This is a genomic window from Sphingomonas sp. HITSZ_GF (assembly GCF_029543155.1).
Lineage (GTDB): Bacteria > Pseudomonadota > Alphaproteobacteria > Sphingomonadales > Sphingomonadaceae > Sphingomonas.
Genome location: NZ_JARQXA010000004.1, coordinates 221,348 through 239,997, shown reverse-complemented (window position 1 = coordinate 239,997; position 18,650 = coordinate 221,348). Strand labels below are relative to the sequence as shown.

General features: G+C 68.2%; 17 protein-coding genes. 6 read left to right on the top strand and 11 right to left on the bottom strand.

The window, feature by feature from the left end:
• Window positions 1–105 precede the first annotated feature (105 nt).
• Window positions 106–1,002 carry an acetylglutamate kinase gene (argB, locus tag P6144_RS12905; RefSeq protein WP_277768173.1) on the bottom strand — a complete coding sequence of 299 codons (897 nt, stop codon included), beginning with the start codon at window positions 1,000–1,002 and terminating at the stop codon, window positions 106–108.
• 43 nt (window positions 1,003–1,045) lie between these two features.
• Entirely contained in the window at window positions 1,046–2,032 is a 987-nt protein-coding gene (locus tag P6144_RS12900; RefSeq protein ID WP_277768172.1) for a DUF1176 domain-containing protein, read from the bottom strand.
• A gap of 67 nt (window positions 2,033–2,099) precedes the next feature.
• Between P6144_RS12900 and P6144_RS12895 the strand changes: the two genes are divergently transcribed.
• The gene (locus P6144_RS12895; protein WP_277768171.1) at window positions 2,100–2,969 is read left to right on the top strand and encodes a 3-hydroxyacyl-CoA dehydrogenase NAD-binding domain-containing protein; all 870 of its coding nucleotides are present in this window, start codon (window positions 2,100–2,102) and stop codon (window positions 2,967–2,969) included.
• Here P6144_RS12895 and P6144_RS12890 read toward each other — a convergent pair.
• From P6144_RS12890 to P6144_RS12880, 3 genes are all read right to left on the bottom strand, one after another.
• Window positions 2,966–3,565, bottom strand: a complete 600-nt coding sequence (locus tag P6144_RS12890) for a PilZ domain-containing protein (protein ID WP_277768170.1) — start codon at window positions 3,563–3,565, stop codon at window positions 2,966–2,968. The two genes, P6144_RS12895 and P6144_RS12890, sit on opposite strands and share 4 nt — an antisense overlap.
• A 531-nt stretch (window positions 3,566–4,096) precedes the next feature.
• Window positions 4,097–5,392, bottom strand: coding sequence for a nucleoside transporter C-terminal domain-containing protein (locus P6144_RS12885; RefSeq protein ID WP_277768169.1), 1,296 nt, complete (start codon window positions 5,390–5,392; stop codon window positions 4,097–4,099).
• 414 nt (window positions 5,393–5,806) lie between these two features.
• Window positions 5,807–6,250 carry a hypothetical protein gene (locus P6144_RS12880; protein WP_277768168.1) on the bottom strand — a complete coding sequence of 148 codons (444 nt, stop codon included), beginning with the start codon at window positions 6,248–6,250 and terminating at the stop codon, window positions 5,807–5,809.
• Window positions 6,251–6,352: 102 nt separating this feature from the next.
• Here P6144_RS12880 and P6144_RS12875 point away from each other — a divergent pair, with 102 nt between their 5' ends.
• Window positions 6,353–7,030, top strand: a complete 678-nt coding sequence (locus P6144_RS12875) for a queuosine precursor transporter (protein WP_277768167.1) — start codon at window positions 6,353–6,355, stop codon at window positions 7,028–7,030.
• Window positions 7,031–7,180: 150 nt separating this feature from the next.
• Here P6144_RS12875 and egtD read toward each other — a convergent pair whose 3' ends face one another.
• From egtD to P6144_RS12845, 6 genes are all read right to left on the bottom strand, one after another.
• Window positions 7,181–8,158 carry an L-histidine N(alpha)-methyltransferase gene (gene egtD, locus P6144_RS12870; protein ID WP_277768166.1) on the bottom strand — a complete coding sequence of 326 codons (978 nt, stop codon included), beginning with the start codon at window positions 8,156–8,158 and terminating at the stop codon, window positions 7,181–7,183.
• Window positions 8,159–8,273: 115 nt separating this feature from the next.
• Window positions 8,274–9,536 (bottom strand): ergothioneine biosynthesis protein EgtB, encoded by a 1,263-nt coding sequence (egtB, locus tag P6144_RS12865; protein ID WP_277768165.1) that lies wholly within the window; start codon window positions 9,534–9,536, stop codon window positions 8,274–8,276.
• 144 nt (window positions 9,537–9,680) lie between these two features.
• Complete coding sequence (locus P6144_RS12860) at window positions 9,681–10,226, bottom strand: cob(I)yrinic acid a,c-diamide adenosyltransferase (protein WP_277768164.1); 546 nt, start codon at window positions 10,224–10,226, stop codon at window positions 9,681–9,683.
• A 45-nt stretch (window positions 10,227–10,271) separates the two neighbouring features.
• The gene (locus tag P6144_RS12855; protein ID WP_277768163.1) at window positions 10,272–10,907 is read right to left on the bottom strand and encodes a LysE family translocator; all 636 of its coding nucleotides are present in this window, start codon (window positions 10,905–10,907) and stop codon (window positions 10,272–10,274) included.
• Window positions 10,908–10,999: 92 nt separating this feature from the next.
• Window positions 11,000–11,233, bottom strand: coding sequence for a twin transmembrane helix small protein (locus P6144_RS12850; RefSeq protein ID WP_277768162.1), 234 nt, complete (start codon window positions 11,231–11,233; stop codon window positions 11,000–11,002).
• Between the two features lie 9 nt (window positions 11,234–11,242).
• Window positions 11,243–12,214 carry a glutamyl-Q tRNA(Asp) synthetase gene (locus P6144_RS12845; protein WP_277768161.1) on the bottom strand — a complete coding sequence of 324 codons (972 nt, stop codon included), beginning with the start codon at window positions 12,212–12,214 and terminating at the stop codon, window positions 11,243–11,245.
• Between the two features lie 368 nt (window positions 12,215–12,582).
• Between P6144_RS12845 and P6144_RS12840 the strand changes: the two genes are divergently transcribed.
• From P6144_RS12840 to P6144_RS12825, 4 genes are all read left to right on the top strand, one after another.
• Window positions 12,583–13,149 (top strand): HNH endonuclease, encoded by a 567-nt coding sequence (locus P6144_RS12840; protein ID WP_277768160.1) that lies wholly within the window; start codon window positions 12,583–12,585, stop codon window positions 13,147–13,149.
• 199 nt (window positions 13,150–13,348) lie between these two features.
• Entirely contained in the window at window positions 13,349–14,935 is a 1,587-nt protein-coding gene (locus P6144_RS12835) for a serine hydrolase (protein WP_277768159.1), read from the top strand.
• A 76-nt stretch (window positions 14,936–15,011) separates the two neighbouring features.
• Window positions 15,012–17,342, top strand: a complete 2,331-nt coding sequence (locus tag P6144_RS12830; protein WP_277768158.1) for a PBP1A family penicillin-binding protein — start codon at window positions 15,012–15,014, stop codon at window positions 17,340–17,342.
• A gap of 195 nt (window positions 17,343–17,537) precedes the next feature.
• Window positions 17,538–18,539 (top strand): beta-eliminating lyase-related protein, encoded by a 1,002-nt coding sequence (locus tag P6144_RS12825; RefSeq protein ID WP_277768157.1) that lies wholly within the window; start codon window positions 17,538–17,540, stop codon window positions 18,537–18,539.
• Window positions 18,540–18,650: the final 111 nt, after the last annotated feature.

The following is an 18,650-nucleotide window of genomic DNA, read 5'->3' as shown; positions in this document are numbered from 1 at the left end:
ATGCGCCGCGTTCGCGGGAAAACAGGGAAAATAGGCGCCCCGAAAACCCGCGCTTGGCGTGTCCTTCGTGACCTTTGCCGAGTCGCGAAACCCGCCGCTGTTGGATCAGGCGTGGACCAGCGTGCCCGCGCCGCGCCGCGTGAAGATCTCGAGCAGCATGCCGTGCGGGATACGCCCGTCGAGGATCACCGCCGCGTCGACGCCCGCCTTCACGGCGTTCACGCAGGTCTCGACCTTGGGGATCATGCCGCCCTTGATCGTGCCGTCCGCCTTGAGCGCCTCGACCGCGTCGGGATCGAGATCGGTCATCAGTTCGCCGCTCTTGTTGAGCACGCCCGCCACGTCGGTCAGCAGAAAGAAGCGCGAGGCGCCACAGGCGCTGGCGATCGCGCCGGCCATGGTGTCCGCATTGATGTTATAGGTGTGCCCGTCCGCGCCCAGCGCGATCGGCGCGACCACCGGGATGAAGCCCTGCGCCGCCAGCGAGTGGAGGATCGCCGGATTGACGCCCACCGGCTCGCCGACGAACCCCAGGTCGACATGGCGCTCGATGCCCTGGAGCGGATCGGCTTCGCGGCCCGTCACCTTCTCGGCGGTGACCAACCCGGCATCCTTGCCCGAGATGCCGACGGCGCGGCCGCCCGCGGCGCCGATCCAGCTGACGATCTCCTTGTTGATCGATCCGGCCAGGACCATCTCGGCGATCTTGGCCGTCTCCGAATCGGTCACGCGCAGCCCGCCGACGAAGCTCGATTCGACGCCCAGCCGCTTGAGCATCGCGCCGATCTGCGGGCCGCCGCCATGGACGACGATCGGATTGATGCCCACCGCCTTCAAGAGCACCACGTCCTCGGCGAAGTCGCGCTGGAGCTCGGGATCGCCCATCGCGTGGCCGCCATATTTCACGACGAAGGTCGCGCCGGCATAGCGCTGCAGATAGGGCAGCGCCTCGGTGAGCGTTTCGGCCTTGGCAAGCAGCGCGGGATCGGGGGCGTTGGTCATGGCGGCCCCATAGGGCCAGCGAGGCGCCCCCGCAACTTGTCGCTTAGCGGAAGACCGGCGTCGCGCGGTAGGTGGCCAGCCAGTTGGTCGAGCCGCGGCATTCGCCCATCACCCGCGCCTCGGTCAGGCGGAAGCGCGTTCCGTCCCACACATAGGTCTGGCTGCCGCCGCAATCGCCGATGCCGCGGCCCTTGTTGTAGGAGGAGAGCACGCCCTTGTCGAAGCCGGCATTGACCAGCATCCCGTCATTGCCGTCGTCGAACACCGCGCGCACGGCCTTGCTGCCCGCCAGCACGAAGGCAACGCTGCTGAAGTTATAGGCTCCGGCGCCGCAGGGCAGCAGCGCCAGCGTCTTGCCGCCGCCCAGCGCGAAGCTCTCGACCTCGGGCACGCTCTCGGCCCCGTCATAGAGCCCGTCGCACTCGCTCTGCCTCTCCATGCCGGCGCGCATCGCCTTGGAGACCGTGGCCGGGGTGCCCGAGGGGCGAAGCGCGGCGATCTGCGCGGGCGCCTTGGCGGCAGGCACCGCGCTGGCGGGCTTGCTCCCCTTGGCGACAATAGCGGTCACCGTGCCGGCCCGACCTTGGTTGGCATCGATATGGCGCAGCGATGCCGAAGAACCGGCGAGCGAGATTCGCGCGGCGACCTTGCCGCTGCCGTCGACCAGCGTCAGGGCCTTCCCGTTCGGCATGGCGGCGACGATCCGGGCGGCATCGGCGCCGGTGAAGGTCACGCTTTCGCCGCCGGCGGCCGCCGCGGCGATCGCAGCGTCGTCGATCCGCAGCGTCACCTTGCCGCTCGGCGCGGCCGCGGCCCAGACCTCGACCGTGAAGCCGCCGGCCGGGCCCGCGGCACGCGTCACCGACATGCTGGCATCCCAGGCCGAATCATCTTCGGGCACCGGCTGCTCGCCGGGCTGGAGCGAGGTCATCTCGCAGCCGTTCAGATTGTCGCAGGCGACCACCCAGTCGCCATAGGTCTTCTCGGGGTCGTCTTGCGCTGCCGGGGCGGCGAGGAGGAGAGCGAGCATCAGCATGGCGCCAAGCCTAGCCGATTCCGCAATCAACGGGTAGGAGCCTGCGACAAAGGAGACTGCGATGAAGACGGTTGGCGTGATCGGTGCGGGACAGATGGGCGCGGGCATCGCGCAGGTTTCGGCCCAGGCGGGCTATGCCGTGCTGCTCTCCGACGTCGATCAGGCGCGGGCCGAGGCGGGCAAGGCGGGCATCGCCAAGCAGCTGTCCCGCGCGGTCGAGAAGGAGAAGATCAGCACGGCCGATGCCGAGGCCGCGCTCGGCCGGATCACCTGCGTCGGCGGCACCGAGAGCTTCGCCCCCTGCGACCTGGTGATCGAAGCGGCGACCGAGCGGGAAGCGATCAAGCGCCAGATCTTCGAGAGCGTCGGCAAGGTGCTGGGTGCCGAGGCGATCCTGGCGAGCAACACCTCGTCGATCCCGATCACCCGCCTCGCCCAGGCCTCGCCCGACCCGGCCCGCTTCATGGGCGTGCATTTCTTCAACCCGGTGCCGGTGATGGGGCTGATCGAGCTGATCCGCGGCCTCGCCACCTCGGACGCCACCGTCGCCGCGGTCGAGGCGTTTGGCCAGTCGCTCGGCAAGCGCATCGTCCATGCCAACGACGCGCCGGGCTTCATCGTCAACCGCGTGCTGATGCCGATGCTCAACGAGGCGTGCTTCGCGCTGGGCGAAGGCGTGGCGACGATCCCGGACATCGACGCGGCGTGCCAGCTCGGCCTCAACCACCCGATGGGGCCATTCACCCTGGCCGACTTCATCGGGCTCGACACCTGCCTGGAGATCACCCGGGTGCTGTTCGAAGGCACGGGCGATCCCAAGTTCCGCCCGGCCCCGCTGCTGGTGAAATATGTCGAGGCCGGCTGGTATGGCCGCAAGACCAAGCGCGGCTTCTACGACTATACCGGCCCCGAGCCCGTGCCGACGCGCTAGGCGCCGGCACGATCCTGGGCGGCGAACTCGGCCTGGCGGTCGAGCGCCCACTTCGCCAGCGTGTCGAACGGGATCGCCGCAAGGAAGGCGATCCCCGCGCGCCCGCTATGCGCCCAGCGCACCACGCCGCGATGCGGATCGAGCCCGCGGATGCCGAGCGTCACTTCGTCACCTTCGCGCAGGAAGTCCGCCTCGACCTTGGCGCCGCCCTGCGACACGTCAACCAAGGTGAGCGTCTGGCGGATGCCGTCGGCCAGCAGCCCGACCGGGCAGGCGATGCGCAGGCGCGGCATGCGCTGGGTGAGCCCCGGCTCGCCGTGCACCGGCGCATGGAGCACCTCGAGCACGTCGATCCGCTCGTCGAACTGCACGCCGACCATGCCGTCGGCCGACCAGGCGACGCGGCCCGGTATCTCCTTGCCCGAGCGGATCTCGACCAGAACCGGTTCGCCGGGGGGCAGGCTGGTGTGCAGCTTGCCCATCAGGCCGCCGGGGGAGATGTTGCGGATCAGGCAGAGCGACTCATAGCCCGACCATCGGAGCATCGCCGAACGATAGACGGAGATCTTCGAACGGTCGTCGCTGCGGCGGTCCATGACAGGCACTTCAGGCTGGAAGGAGATTTCGGTGCGGGAGATGTCGTCCTCCGACTGCGTGAGTATGACCTTTGGGTCATATGCATCCACGGCGTTTCCGGAACGTTTCGAAGGCGCAACAATCCTTGGCAGATGGCTGTGCCGCCGATCTGCGCCGAGCCGCGACGCCGCGCCGACGGGTTGAAAGGCCAATGCCAGGCAATCATGCACCCGGCCCAGCGCCTCTTCGCCGGGCGTGGGGGGTGGTTGCCGCAAGATACGCAACGGGCGGGGGCCCGTACCGGAAGAAGAAATCAGATTGGTCACGCCCTGCTCCAGATTAAAGATAATCCCTGGAGACCGCACATCGACGACCAGTGAACCCGGGGTTCCCGTGTTCAGGTTGACGATGGCGAGCGACCCGCTCTCCATCCCATGTAGATTGTTCTCGGCAGGACCGGCGCGCCCCCCGGCGCAGCGTCGCTCCTGCAACATTACGCAGATGTTACGGGCGATCCGGTATCTAAAAAGTTAACGCGCGCGGTGATAAAGTCAGGGAAGCAGCAATCCCGCCAGCGCCGCGCTCATCAGGTTGGCCAGGCTGCCCGCGAGCAGCGCGCGCAAGCCGAGCTTGGCGATCATCGGCCGCTGGTTCGGCGCCAGGCTGCCGGTGGCCGCCATCTGGATCGCAATCGAGCTGAAATTGGCGAAACCGCAAAGCGCGAAGGTGATGATCGCGCGGGTGCGCGGCGCCAGATCGGTCATCCCGCCCAGATCGATGAAGGCGACGAACTCGTTGAGCACCACCTTGGTGCCGAACAGCCCGCCCGCCGCGGTCGCCTCGTGCCAGGAGATGCCGAGCAGGTACATGACCGGCGCGAAGACGGTGCCGATGATCTTCTGGAAGCTGAGATCCTGGAGGAAGCCGGCCCAGGCGGCATGGCCGGTCAGATCGTAGATCCAGTTGCCCGCACCGGCGAGCAGACCGTTGGCGAGCGCGACCAGCGCGACGAATGCCAGCACCATCGCGCCGACCGCGACGGCGATCTTCACGCCGGTCGAGGCGCCCGAGGCCGCGGCCATGATGATGTTGGCGGCGCGCTCTTCCTCGACATCGGCTTCGGCGACCTTGATCGCCTCGTCCTCGATATTATCGCCGAGCGGCAGCTCGCCGTCCTTCACCGCCTCGTCCGGCATGATGATCTTGGCCATCAGCAGGCCGCCCGGCGCCGCCATGAACGACGCCGCAAGCAGATAGGGCAGCGACGCCGGCCCGAGCAGGCTGGCATAGGCCGCGAGGATCGTGCCGGCGACGCCCGCCATGCCGACGCTCATCACCGCGAAGAGCTGGGACGGGGTGAGCCGCGCCAGATAGGGGCGGATCACCAGCGGCGATTCGCTCTGGCCGACGAAGATGTTGGCGGCTGCGCACAGCGACTCCACCTTGGTGGTACCGACGACCTTCTCGATCGCGCCGCCGATCCAGCGGATCACAAACTGCATCACGCCGAGATGATAGAGGATCGAGACCAAGGCGGCGAAGAAGATGATCACCGGCAGCGCCGCGATCGCGAAGCTCTGCCCGCCCAGCTCGGGCTTGGCGAGCGGGCCGAACAGGAAGCTGGTGCCCGCACCGGCATAGCCGAGCAGCGCCGAGACGCCGTTCGACAGGCCGTGCAGCGCCGCCTGGCCCCATTGGGTCCGCAGCACCAGCGCGGCGATCGCGACCTGGAGGAAGAAGGCCGCGCCGACGACGCGCAGATTGATCCCGCGCTTGTTCGACGAGAAGAGGAACGCGATCGCCAGGATCGCAACCACGCCGAAGATGCCGATCGGAAACTGATTCAACTGCCTAATCCCCCAAGGCAAAAGCCCAAGCCCCCAACCATACACGCTCGAAGCCGCATGGCCAGAGGCAGCCGACTCCGTTCCCCGCAGAAGCGGACACATCCGAACGCCGAAGTTCGCGGCGTTCGCGGCAATGGCACGGCGCCAGGTCCGGCAAACGCTATTCCGGCAGCCGCAGAACCCACGATTTCCGCGGGAGTCGAGGTTTGCGTCCATACCCCGCCCACCGCGGAAGTTGGCGCGTGCCTTCGCCCCACAGAGCCAAGCCCCTGATTTCACACCAGGATAGCGGCGCGCATTTCGATGTCCGAACCGTTCAAAGAGCCATGCTACCCGGCAAGAGGCAGCAGGAGAACGATAGGTGAACATTTCCTACATTGGAAGGGAGCCACCCCTTCACGCCAACAGCTTCCCTCAGAAGAAGGCGCGGCCCGTTTCCCAGGGCAGGGCGCTGCCGAGCGACTTCTTGTCGGGCAGCGAGCCGCCGCGGCTGCAGACATAGCCGAGGATCGTGCCGCCCTGCGTGCCCTTGGCGGCGACCGCCCATTCGGTCTTGATATCCTCGACGCCCTTGGACCTGCGATCGCCGTCGAAGGCCTCGGCGCGGATCAGCCGGCTGGACTGCCCCTTGCAATCGAACTCTACGGTGAAGCGATAGGCGGCATCGCCGTCGGTCACCTGCGCCATCAGCGAGAACATCGAGGCTTCGAGATTGCCCGCCTTGTTGGGGACGATGTTCGCCCGGTCGATGAAGGACGCATTGGCGTGATCGCTGGCGGTATCGACATGAAACCAGTCGCTCGGCGCCGCCTGCACCGGAGACACGGCAGCAAGCGCGACGACGATCCATCCGAACATTGGCTTTCCCCCTAAAAGCTTACACCGCGAACCTGACGCGCCGCACCGGGCAAGGCAAGGTGCGGGGCTTGCGGCGGCGGCATTTCCCGCTAGCGTCCGCGCATGGACACCATTCGCCTTCCGCGTTCGCTCTTCTTCCTGTCGATCTTCTATGGCGGCATGGTCTGCATCGCCGGCGTGCTGGGCAACAAGCAAGTCGCGCTCGGCCCCATCTCGCAGATCGGCAACTGGGTGGGCGTGGGGCCGCTTGCGGTGGAAGCGGGCATCTTCGCCTTCCTGCTGCTCGTCTCCGTCTCCAGCGCCGTTGCCGAGCTGCACGGGCCCGACACCGCGCGGAGGCTGGTGGTGGTCGGCTTCGTGCCGCTGATCGTCTCGGTACTGCTATCGGTGCTCGTGCTTGCGCTGCCCGCCTCGCCGAGCATGGCACCGGACCGGCTGAATGCCTTTGCGCTGATGATGGGCGGCACGCCGCGCATCTGGCTGGGCGGCATCATCGCCTATGGCATCTCGCAGATCCTGAACGTCACCATCTTCTCTGCGCTGAAGAGCGGCGGCGGCAAGCTGCTGTGGCTGCGCGCCGCAGTGGCATCGGTGCTGAGCCAGATCGCCGACACGCTGATCTTCGTCTCGATCGCCTTTTACGGCGTGTTCCCGATCGGCGAGCTGCTGGTCGGCCAGATGCTGAGCAAGGTGGTGCTGAGCATCGTGCTGGTGCCGGCGCTGATCTATCTGTTCGTCGCGATCGGCCGCTCGCTCGACCGGCGGCGGGCGTTGAACTGAACCTTCTTTGATCCTCTCCCGGAGGGAGAGGGGGACCGCGGCGCGAAGCGTCGTGGTGGAGAGGGGACGCCGCAAGCGCATCGCCTTTGGCAAGCCCCCTCCACCATGCTGCGCATGGCCCCCTCCCCCTCCGGGGGGGGATTTTTAGAGTTACGGCGCCACGCGGAGCGGCTGGGCTTCGCAGAGGATCAGCGCGAACCAGTCATTCTCGTCGGTCCATTCGCGGATCGGCGTCCAGCCGCCGGCGCGCAGCAGCATGCGAGCGCCGTTGCGGCCATATTTGTGGCTGTTCTCGGTGTGGATCGTCTCGCCCGCCTGGAGCGAGAAAGGCCGGCCGTCGACGCTGAACTCCATGTCGCGCACCGCTTCGAGATGCATCTCGATCCGCGCGGCATCGTCGTTCCACAGCGCGACGTGGCGGAAGGCCTCGACCGGGATCGTCCCAGCCAGCTCGCGGTTGATCCGCTCGAGCAGGTTGAGGTTGAACGCCGCGGTAATCCCCTGGGCATCGTCATAGGCGGGGACGAGCACCTGCGGATCCTTGACCCGGTCCATCCCGATCAGCAGCCGCGCGCCCTCGCCCAGCCATTCGCGCATCGCGCGCAGCAGGTTGACCGCGTGATAGGCCTGCATGTTGCCGATCGTCGAGCCGGGGAAGAAGCCGAGCTTGGGCATGCCGGCGACCTGATCGGGCAGCGGCACCGGATGGAGGAAATTGGCCTCGACCGGATAGACCGGCAGCCCCGGAAAGGCCTGGCTCAGCTCGGCGGCGGACTGGCGGAGGAAATCGCCCGAGATGTCGATCGGCACATAGGCGGCGGGATCGATGGCGCGGAGCAGCAGCGGCGTCTTGACCGAGGAGCCCGAGCCGAACTCGACCACCGCCGCACCGCGCGCCGCCAGCGCGCCGAGCTCGGGCCCGGTCCTGCGCAGCAATTCGGTCTCGGTGCGGGTGGGATAATATTCGGGAAGCCGGGTGATCTCCTCGAACAGCTCCGAGCCGCGGCGATCGTAGAACCAGCGCGCCGGGATGGCGCGGGGCCGCGCTTCGAGCCCGCTCAGCACATCGGCGCGGAAATGCGGATCGGCCAGGCTGGCCTGGCCGTCTTCGAGTTCCTGCTTCAACATGATCCAAATACTTTCGTCATTCCCGCGAAAGCGGGAACCCATCTCCGACGGGTTCCGCCTGCTGCACGGGCAGGAGATGGGCCCCCGCTTTCGCGGGGGTGACGGAAAAGAGAAGTCACAGGTCCTTCGCCAGGCGAACGCCGGTGAACTGCCAGCGCTGATGGGGGTAGAAGAAGTTGCGGTAGGAGGCGCGGCTATGGCCCCGCGGCGTGGCGCAGGACGCGCCGCGCAGCACGAACTGCCCGCTCATGAACTTGCCGTTATACTCGCCGACCGCACCCTCGACGGGCTTGAAGCCGGGATAGGGACGGAAGGCGCTGCCCGTCCATTGCCAGACATCGCCGAAAAAGGCCGGGCCGCCGGCCGACGGGCGGGGCTCGACCGGGCCGGCGGCGTCGAGCTGGTTGCCGCCCGCAGCGTCGTGCGCGGAAGCCGCCGCCTCCCATTCGAACTCGCTGGGCAGGCGCGCGCCGGCCCAGCTGGCATAGGCATCGGCCTCGAAGAAGCTGACATGGGTGACCGGTGCAGCTGGATCGAGCGGACGCCGCCCGTCGAGCCCGAAGCGGGTCCAGACATCGCCGTCGCGGCGCCAGTAGAGCGGTGCCTCGATCGCTTCCGACTGCACCCAGGCCCAGCCGTCCGACAGCCAGTGGCGCGGGTCCTTGTAGCCGCCATCGGCGATGAACGCGGCCCATTCGCCGTTGGTAACGGTGCGATCGGCAATCGCATGCGGCGTGAGCAGCGCCTGGTGGCGCGGCCCCTCGCAATCGAACGAAAAGGTTGATTCCGTTGACTCGCCGATGTGCACGAGCCCGGCCTGCCCCTCGATCCAGCCGATCGGGCCGGGCATCGCCACCGGCACCTTGGGCGCGCCCTGCCAGAGCGCGGGTTCGAGCGGATTGACCGAGAAATGGTGGAGGATGTCGGTGAGGAGCAGCTCCTGATGCTGCTCCTCGTGGTTGCAGCCGAGCAGGACCAGCGCCTGCGCCGCGTGCGGCAGATCGGGCAGCGCATCGGCGAGCGCGGCATCGACATGGGCGCGGTAGGCCAGCACCTCGTCGAGGCTGGGGCGCGAGAGCATGCCCCGGCGCGGGCGGGCATGGCGCTGGCCTTCCGCCTCGTAATAGCTGTTGAACAGGAAGGGCCAGCGATCGTCGTGGAGCGCATAACCGGGCAGATGGTCGCGTAGCACGAAGGTCTCGAAGAACCAGGTCGTGTGCGCGAGATGCCATTTGGCCGGCGAGGCATCGTCCATCGACTGGATCGTGGCATCTGCATCGGAGAGCGGGGCGACCAGCGCCGCGCTCAGCGCGCGGGTGTGCGCGAACTTCGCGGCAAGCGCGCTGGAAGCCGGTGCGGATCCCGTTTCCGTTCGCATTATGTTCTCCTAGGCGCGTGCGCGATCGCCGTCAACCGTCGCGATATAGGTGTCCGGAAAGCCCCCGGTAGATGCACAACGTCATGCGGGCGGCTTTTGTTCAGGTCAGGCAGGAATAAGCGAGGGAAAGCAAAAACTTCGCGCTCAGCGCGAGGCGCCGGGTACCCAGAGCACGTCGCCGGCCTCGCCCTGGTTCACCGCGCGGGCGGCGACGAAGAGCAGATCGGACAGGCGGTTGAGATAGGCGAGCGGCTGCGGGCTAGCCCCCATGGCCACGGCGGCGCGCTCGGCCCGGCGGGTGACCGCGCGGGCGAGGTGGAGCTCGGGCGCGCCGGGCGCGCCGGCGGGCAGGACGAAGCTGGTGAGCGGCTCGAGCGCCGAATTGATATGGTCGATCCGCTCCTCGAGCCACGCGACCTGGCCGGGGGTGATGCGCAGCGCGCCGGGAATGTCCTCGGGCGTGGCGAGATCGGCGCCGAGATCGAACAGGTCGTTCTGGATGTGCGCAAGCATGCCGCCAAAGGCATGATGGCCGAGCGTGGCGCGGGCGACGCCCAGCGCGCAGTTCGCCTCGTCGACATCGCCGATCGCCGCCATGCGCAGGCTCGCCTTGGAAACCCGGGAGCCGTCCGCGAGCCCGGTGGTGCCGTCATCCCCGGTGCGCGTGTAGATCTTGTTGAGCTTTACCATTGCGACGAGACTCTTACGCCCCGCGCGCGGGCGGGGAAAGCGCGATCAGCCGTGCCGCGCGCGAAGCAGCAACAGGCCGAAGCCGATGAAGATCGTGCCGGTGAGCCGGTTGAACCACGTCTTGAGCGCGGGGCGCTCGAGATGGCGGGCGAGACCGCGGCCGCCCAGCGCATAGACCAGGTACCAGCCGCACTCGATCACCGCGAAGGTGAGCACCAGGATCGCGAACTGGGGCGGCTTGGGCGCGGCGGCGCTGACGAACTGGGGGAAGAAGGCGGCGGCGAAGAGCAGCGCCTTGGGATTGGAGAGGCTGATCGCGAAGCCGCCGCGGAAGAGCTGGGCGGCGGTGAGGCGCCGGTCCGCCAGCGCGGCATCGTCGCCGATGTCGAGCGGCGTCGGATCGGCGCGCCACGCCTTGATGCCGAGCCAGACCAGATAGGCGGTGCCGAGCCAGCGCAGCACTTCGAACGCGCCGGGAATGGCGAGCAGCAGCGCGGTGAGCCCGGCGGCGGAGGCGGCGAGGATCGTCACCAGCCCGGCGAGGCAGCCGGCCATCGCCGCGACGGTGCGCCGCACGCCGAAATCGACGCTGCGCTGGAGGATGTGGAGCATGTTGGGGCCGGGCGTTCCCGACAGCAGGAACACGGCCATGACGAACAGCCACCAGGTCTGGAGAGTCATCGTGGTCTCTGGAATATCGCCCCGCGGGGGCAGGTGCCCCGGCCCTTGGCCGAAGTTTTCAGAAATCAGCCCTTGGCTGAAGTTTTCGGAAGTCAGCCCTTGGCTGACAGGGCAAACAGGATGATCGCGGCGACGCCGATCGCCACCGCCTGGAACAGGATGCGTTGCTGCATCAGCTTCTGCGACTTGAGCGCGCGCGGGCTGGGGCCGTCGCCCTGGGCTTCCAGGTCCTGGCTGGTCGTCCCGGCCATGTTCACCAGGCCGCGGATGAGGATGAACAGAGTCGCGAACATCGCGGCGAGCAGCAGGATGGCGAGGAAGAACATCGCGCGAGCTTACGCCTGTGCCGCGGCGATGCCAACCGGCAGTTGCCCGGCGCGCAACTGGTCTGCGAGCGCGCGGCCGTCTGCACCGGCAAGTCGCATCGCCTCGAGGCCGGGGGCGCCGTGGCGCTTGGCGAGGCGAGTGCCGTCGGGGCCGAGCAGCAGCTTGTGGTGGCGGTATTCGGGCGTCGGCAGGCCGAGCAGCGCCTGGAGCAGCCGGTGGACATGGGTGGCGGCGAACAGGTCGACGCCGCGCACGACATGGGTGACGCCCTGCGCGGCATCGTCGAGCGTGACCGCGAGGTGATAGCTGGCGGGTGCGTCCTTGCGGGCGAGGACGACATCGCCGGCCGAGGCGGGATCGGCGGCGACCCAGCCGGCAAAGGCATCGTGCCAGAACAATCCCTCTCCCCCTCGGGGAGAGGGAGGGAGCCGCGAAGCGGCGGAAGGGAGAGGGGCAGTGGGGAGCGGCACATCACTGCCCCTCTCCCTTCCCACGCCTTCGGCGCGGGCCCCTTCCCTCTCCCCGATGGGGAGAGGAAGTTCGAGCGCCTTCCCCATATCCAGCCGCCAGCAATGGGGCTTGCTGAGGTCCGGCGCGGCCAGCCTGCGGCAGGTGCCCGGATAGAGCGCGCCCTCGGGACCGTGCGGGGCAGTGAGGCTCGCGGCGATGTCGGCACGGGTGCAGAAACAGGGGTAGAGCAGGCCCATCGCACGCAGGCGATCGAGCGCATCCTCGTACAGCGCGAGGCGCTGCGACTGGAAGGTCACCGGCCCGTCCCAGGCGAGGCCGAGCCATTCGAGATCGCGCAGGATCGCCTCGACATGCTCGGGGCGCGAACGGGTGCCGTCGATATCCTCGATGCGCAGCGTGAACATCCCGCCGGCAGCGCGCGCAAAGTCGTGCGCCTGGATCGCCGACCAGGCATGGCCGAGGTGCAGGCGCCCGGTCGGGCTGGGCGCGAATCGGGTGTGGATAACCATCAAAGCCGCACCAGAGCCGATCTCCGGTATCCGCAATGGCCGTGATCGCCTTGGGAAGGCCGCTGACAAGGAAGGTCACGCAGTCGCGTAGCGGTACTACGCGCAAGTGGCCTGACGCTGTTCAGCGGCCTTCCCAAGGCGACCGCGAAGCGGCGGGCGGATTTTGCCGCAGGGCGGCGTCGCGCGTCGGTCACGATGCGAAAGCATCGCTCCCTCCTTGCTCCTTGCCCTGCGACAAAATCCGCCCCGTCACGGCCGTTGCGGATACCGGAAATCGGCTCTTGACCGCGAGTCGCGGGATATGGTGTCATTACCGCGTCACGCTTCTCGGCGAGATGCGTGCCACCACGAACTGGGCGAGGGAGCGCATGTATCATCCCGATCTGATCCGCCATCCGGACAGCTGCCCGTCGCTTGTGCTCAACGCAGACTATACGCCCCTGAGCTATTATCCGCTGAGCATCTGGCCCTGGCAGACGGCGGTCAAGGCGCTGTTCCTCGATAGAGTGGATGTCGTCTCCTATTACGAACGCGAGGTGCGAAGTCCCAGCGCGAGGCTGAAGCTTCCTTCGGTCATCGCGCTCAAACAATATGTGAAGCCTTCGCAATTCCCCGCCTTCACCCGCTTCAACCTGTTCCTTCGCGACAAATTCTCCTGCCAATATTGCGGCAGCCATCGCGACCTCACCTTCGACCATGTCATTCCCCGCGCCCAGGGCGGGCGCACCACCTGGGAAAATGTCGCCACCGCCTGCGCGCCGTGCAACCTCAAAAAGGGCGGGCGCACCCCGCAACAGGCCGCGATGCCCCTCTATCTCCAGCCGATCCGGCCGACCAGCTGGCAGCTCCAGGAGCATGGCCGGCGCTTCCCGCCCAATTACCTCCACGATACCTGGCGCGACTGGCTCTACTGGGATGTCGAGCTGCTGGCTTAGGCTGCCCTAAATCCTCTCCCGGAGGGAGAGGGGGACCGCCGCCGAAGGCGGTGGTGGAGAGGGCACGCCCCAAGCGGTATCGCCCGTGGCGAGCCCCCTCCACCAGCTTCGCTGGTCCCCCTCCCCCTCCGGGGGAGGATTGATTGAACCTCGAGACTGGCAGCGCTAGCATCCTCGCAAATTCCGGGGAGTTCGTCACATGAGCGGTTTCACCATCGACCGGCGCACCGCGCTGGCGCTTTCGCTGGGCGGCGCGAGCGCGCTGGCCTTTCCCCGGCTCGCCTTCGCCGCAGCGCTCGACGAAGCCGCGGTGGATGCGATCGTCCAGCCGTTCCTCACGGCGTTCGAGACCCCGGGCGTGGCGGTGGCGATCGTGCGGCCGGGCCAGCCCGCGTTCGTGAAGGGATATGGCGTGCGCACGCTGGGCAAGCCCGGCGCGGTCGACGCGCATACCCGCTTCGGCATCGCCTCGCACTCCAAGGCGTTCACTGCCGCCGCGCTGGCGCTGCTCGTCGACGAGGGCAAGCTCGGCTGGGAAGATCCGGTGGTGCAGCATCTGCCCGAGTTCCGCATGTCCGATTCCGCGGTCACGCAGATGATGACGGTGCGCGACCTGCTCGTGCATCGCTCGGGGCTGCCGCTCGGCGCCGGCGACCTGATGTTCTTCCCGGCGGGCAACCATGTCGCCGCCGACGTGCTCAAGGCATTGCCCTATCTCAAGCCGGCGCGCGGCTTCCGGGCGGGCTATGATTACGACAACATCCTCTACATCGTCGCCGGGCTGCTGATCGAGCGCGTGGCGGGCACGCCCTGGGACAAGTTCGTCGAGACGCGGATCTTCGCGCCTTTGGGCATGGCCGACGCAGTGGGATCGCGCGGCTCGCTCAAGACCGACAATGTCGCCGGGCGGCATGCGCGGCTGGGGCCGCCGGTGCGCGGGATCGGCAAGCTCGAAGTGGTGCAGCCCGACGAGGGCAAGATGGTCGACGCCGCGGGCGGGATCAACGCGAGCATCAGCGACATGGCCAGGTGGATCCAGGTGCAGCTGGCCCAGGGCAAGCTGCCCGACGGCAAGCAGCTCTGGTCGCCCGCCCAGGCAAAGGAGATGTGGAAGCCGCAGACGATCACTTCGTCGAGCGACGGGCCGACCGAGAGCAACCCGGTGCGCCCGGTGCTCGCCGCCTATGCGCTGGGCTGGTTCGTGCAGGACTATCGCGGGCTCCGGATGATCCAGCACAGCGGCGGGCTCTCGGGCCAGGTGACCTATACCGGGCTGCTGCCGTCGCGCGGGATCGGCGTGTCGGTGCTGAGCAACGTCGAGGAGGGCGTCTCCGCCGCGATCCGCAACGCGATCCTCGACCGGCTGATCGACGCGCCGGCCTTTGACTGGGTGAGCAGCTACAGGACCCGGCAGAAGGCGGCGCAGGACGAGGCGCTGGCCAGCGTCGAGGGCGGCGTCGACAAGGCGCCGGCGGGCGCGCCGTCGCTGCCGCTCGCCGGCTATGCCGGGCGCTACCGCGATCCCTGGTACGGCGACGTGGTGGTTACGACCAAGGGCGGCAAGCTGTGGATCGACTTCACCCCGACCCCGGTGTTCAAGAGCGTGCTCGAGCCCTGGGGACCCGACGCGTTCCGCACCCGCTTCGCCAAGGATGCCGGCGAGGACGCGGTGGTCAGTTTCGAGATCAAGGAAGGCAAGGTGACCGGCGTAACGATGAAGCCGCTCTCGCCGCTCGCCGATTTCAGCTATGATTATCAGCACCTCGCCTTCGTGCCGGTGGCGTAACCAACTGTATTATTGTAGTAACACAGATGCTGCGCTAAAAGGCGGCATGCGAGCGGCAGAAACGACGATCGGTTGAATGGCTGACGGCAACGATTCCAGGAACGTCCGCTTTCCGCTGCGCCGGTCTAGCGAGGACGCCGATCCCGCGCCGCCGCCTGCGCCCAGGCCCGAGCCGCGCGCCTGGCGCCCACCCTCGATCGAGAAGATCGGCGAAGGGCTGGGCGAGGCGCTGCGCAAGGTAAGGCCGGCGAAGCAGGAGCCGCTGGAGCTTTCGGGCGGCATGCCCCCACCCGAGCAGCAGGCGCCGATCCGCCCGCGCTGGCGCGCCGCGACGCCGCCGCCTCCCCCTCCCCCGCCACCATCGATGCCCGGCCATGGCGAGCCGCTGCCGGCGGGCGGCTACACCACCAATCTGCCGGTACTGGTCAGGAAGCGGAACTGGCTGCGCTACCTGAGCTGGGCGGTGGCGGGATTCATCCTGCTGTTCTTCCTGGCGGTCGGCTGGCTGGCGCTGACCGCACCGCTCTCCAAGTCGCTCCAGCCGCCGGCGCCTCCCTCGATCACCCTGCTCTCGGCCGAGGGCAAGCCGATCGCGCGGCGCGGTGCGGTGATCGCCGAGCCGGTCGACGCGAGCAAGCTGCCCGCGCATGTGCGCAACGCGTTCGTCGGCATCGAGGACCGGCGCTTCTACAGCCATTGGGGCGTCGATCCGCGCGGCATCATGCGCGCCTTCGTCCACAATGTGACGAGCGACGGCGGCTCGCAGGGCGGCAGCACGATCACCCAGCAGCTGGCGAAGAACGCGTTCCTGAACTCGCAGCGCACCTTCGGGCGCAAGGCACAGGAAGTGCTGATCGCCTTCTGGCTGGAGGCCTGGCTGAGCAAGGACGAGATCCTCTCGCGCTATCTCTCCAACGTCTATTTCGGCGACAACGTCTATGGCCTGCGCGCCGCGGCGCGGCACTATTTCAGTGTCGAGCCAGAGGATCTGAGCCTGAGCGAGGCGACCCTGCTCGCCGGCCTGGTGCAGGCGCCGAGCCGGCTGGCGCCGACGGGCAATCTGAAGGGCGCGCGCGATCGGCAGAAGCTGGTGATCGCATCGATGGTCGATGCCGGGCTGATCACCAAGGCACGCGCCGACACGATCCGCCCCGCCGTGCTCCACGTCACCAAATCGAAGGACGACCTGCCCAACGGCACCTATTTCGCCGACTGGGTGCTGCCCCAGGCGCGCGACCAGGCGGGCGGGGTGAGCACCGAGCAGACGGTGCAGACCACGCTCGAGCTCAACGCCCAGCAGGCGGCCGAGCGCGCGGCGAAGAATGCCGGGCTGCGCAAGTCGCAGATCGCGATCGTGGCGATGCATCCCGATGGGCGGGTGATCGCGATGGTGGGCGGCAAGAGCTATGGCGAAAGCCCGTTCAACCGCGCCACCCAGGCGCGGCGCCAGCCGGGATCGACCTTCAAGCTGTTCGTCTATCTGGCGGCACTGCGCGGCGGCATGGACCCGGACAGCATTGTCGACGACAGCCCCGTGCAGATCGGCGACTGGAAGCCCGAGAATTCGCATGGCAGCTATGCCGGGCAGATCACGCTGCGCCAGGCCTTTGCCAAATCGTCGAACGTGGTGGCGGCGCGGCTGACCCAGAAGTTCGGGGTGCGCGCAGTGACCCAGGCGGCGCGCGACCTGGGCATCTCCACGCCGATCGGCGACGACGCCTCGATCGCGCTCGGGACCTCCACGGTGTCGCTGCTCGAGCTGACCGCGGCCTATGCCTCGGTCGCCAACGGCTCCTATCCGGTGCGGCCGCAGGGACTGAGCGACGACGAGGCGGCGAGCGACTGGCTGGCGAAGCGGCTGGGCGCGCCGACGCGCTTCAACGGACGCCAGCTCGACGACCTCAGGAGCCTGCTCGGCACGGTGGTGGAGGACGGCACCGGGCGCGGCGCGGCGCTGCCGATCCCGACCTATGGCAAGACCGGCACCACCCAGGACAATCGCGACGCGCTGTTCATCGGCTATGCGGGCGGGATCGTCTGCGGCGTGTGGCTGGGCAATGACGACAATTCGCCCAATCCGGGGCTTTCGGGCAGCGGCCTGCCGGCACGCGTCTGGCGCGACTTCATGGCCCGTGCGCTCGACCTGCGAATCCCGCCGCCCGAGCCGACGGTGGAGCCCGACGGCAATGAAGTGACGCTCGACGACGTGCTCAACGGCGTGGGCGACTTCATCCAGGGGACGGGGATCGAGACGCAGGTGGTGCCCGAGGGCGTCGATCCCGACGAGCAGGGCGAGGCGCCGATCGATCGCCCGGCCGACCGCCGCCCGCGGCGCGACCCGGCGCCCGACGGCGCACCGCCGCCGGATCGCTTCCGGCCGGACGACCGGCGCGGCGAGGAGCGGTGAGCTCTTAGATCTTAGATCCTCTCCCGGAGGGAGAGGGGGACCGCGCCCGCAGGGCGTGGTGGAGAGGGAATGCGGCAGGCGGTGCTGCTTGGGGCTGGCCCCCTCCACCGGCTTCGCCGGTCCCCCTCCCCCTCCGGGGGAGGATTTTGGCTCAGTCTGTTGACGCAATGATCCCGCCCCCGCATGGACCCTTGCATGCGCTTCTTCTCCGACAATGCCGCCGCCGTCTGCCCCGAAGTGCTTGCCGCGCTGGGAAGCGTGAACCAGCTCGATACCGCCTATGACGGCGACAAATGGTCCAAGTCGCTCGACGGCGCCTTTTCCGAGCTGTTCGGCACGCAGGTGCGCGCGCTGTGGGTGCCGACCGGCACGGCGGCGAACAGCCTCGCCTTGGCCGCGCTGTGCCCGCCCTATGGCGGCGTGGTCTGCCACCGCGACGCGCACATCAATGTCGACGAATGCGGCGCGCCCGAATTCTACACGCACGGCGCCAAGCTGCTGATCGGCGAAGGCGAGGGATCGAAGCTGACCCCCGACGCGATCCGCGCGGTGATCGACCCGATCCGGCCCGACGTCCACCAGGTCCAGCCGCACGCGATCTCGATCACCAATGCCACCGAATATGGCCTGGCCTATACCCCCGACGAAGTCGCGGCGATCGGCGAACTGGCCAAGGCGCGCAAGCTGGGGCTGCACATGGACGGCGCGCGCTTCGCCAATGCCGTGGCGCATCTCGGCTGCCATCCGGGCGACGTGACCTGGCGCGCGGGCGTCGATGCGCTGAGCCTCGGCTTCGTCAAGAACGGGGGGATGAGCGCCGAGGCGCTGATCTTCTTCAAGCCCGAACTGGCGGACGCGACGCTGATCCGCCGCAAGCGCGCCGGGCTGCTCTTCTCCAAGGGCCGCTATCTGGCCGCGCAGATCCTGGCGATGCTCGAAGGCGATCTGTGGCTGAAGAACGGGCGCGCCGCCAATGCCGGTGCGGCACTGCTGGCGCAGGCCGCGGGGGATCGGCTGGTGCATCCGGTGCAGGCGAACGAAGTGTTCCTGAAGGTGAGCGCCGAGGAAGCCGCGAGCCTGCGCGCGCTCGGTTTCGACTTCTACGACTGGGGTGTCGGCGAAGCGCGGCTGGTGATCAGCTGGGACCAGAGCGAGGATGCGATACGGCCGCTGGCCGACGCGATCGCGCGGCTGTGAGGGGCTTCTCCACATTCCTCTCCCGGAGGGAGAGGGGGACCGCCGCCAAAGGCGGTGGTGGAGAGGGCACGCCGCAGGCGATGCAGCTCGTGGCAGACCCCCTCCACCGGC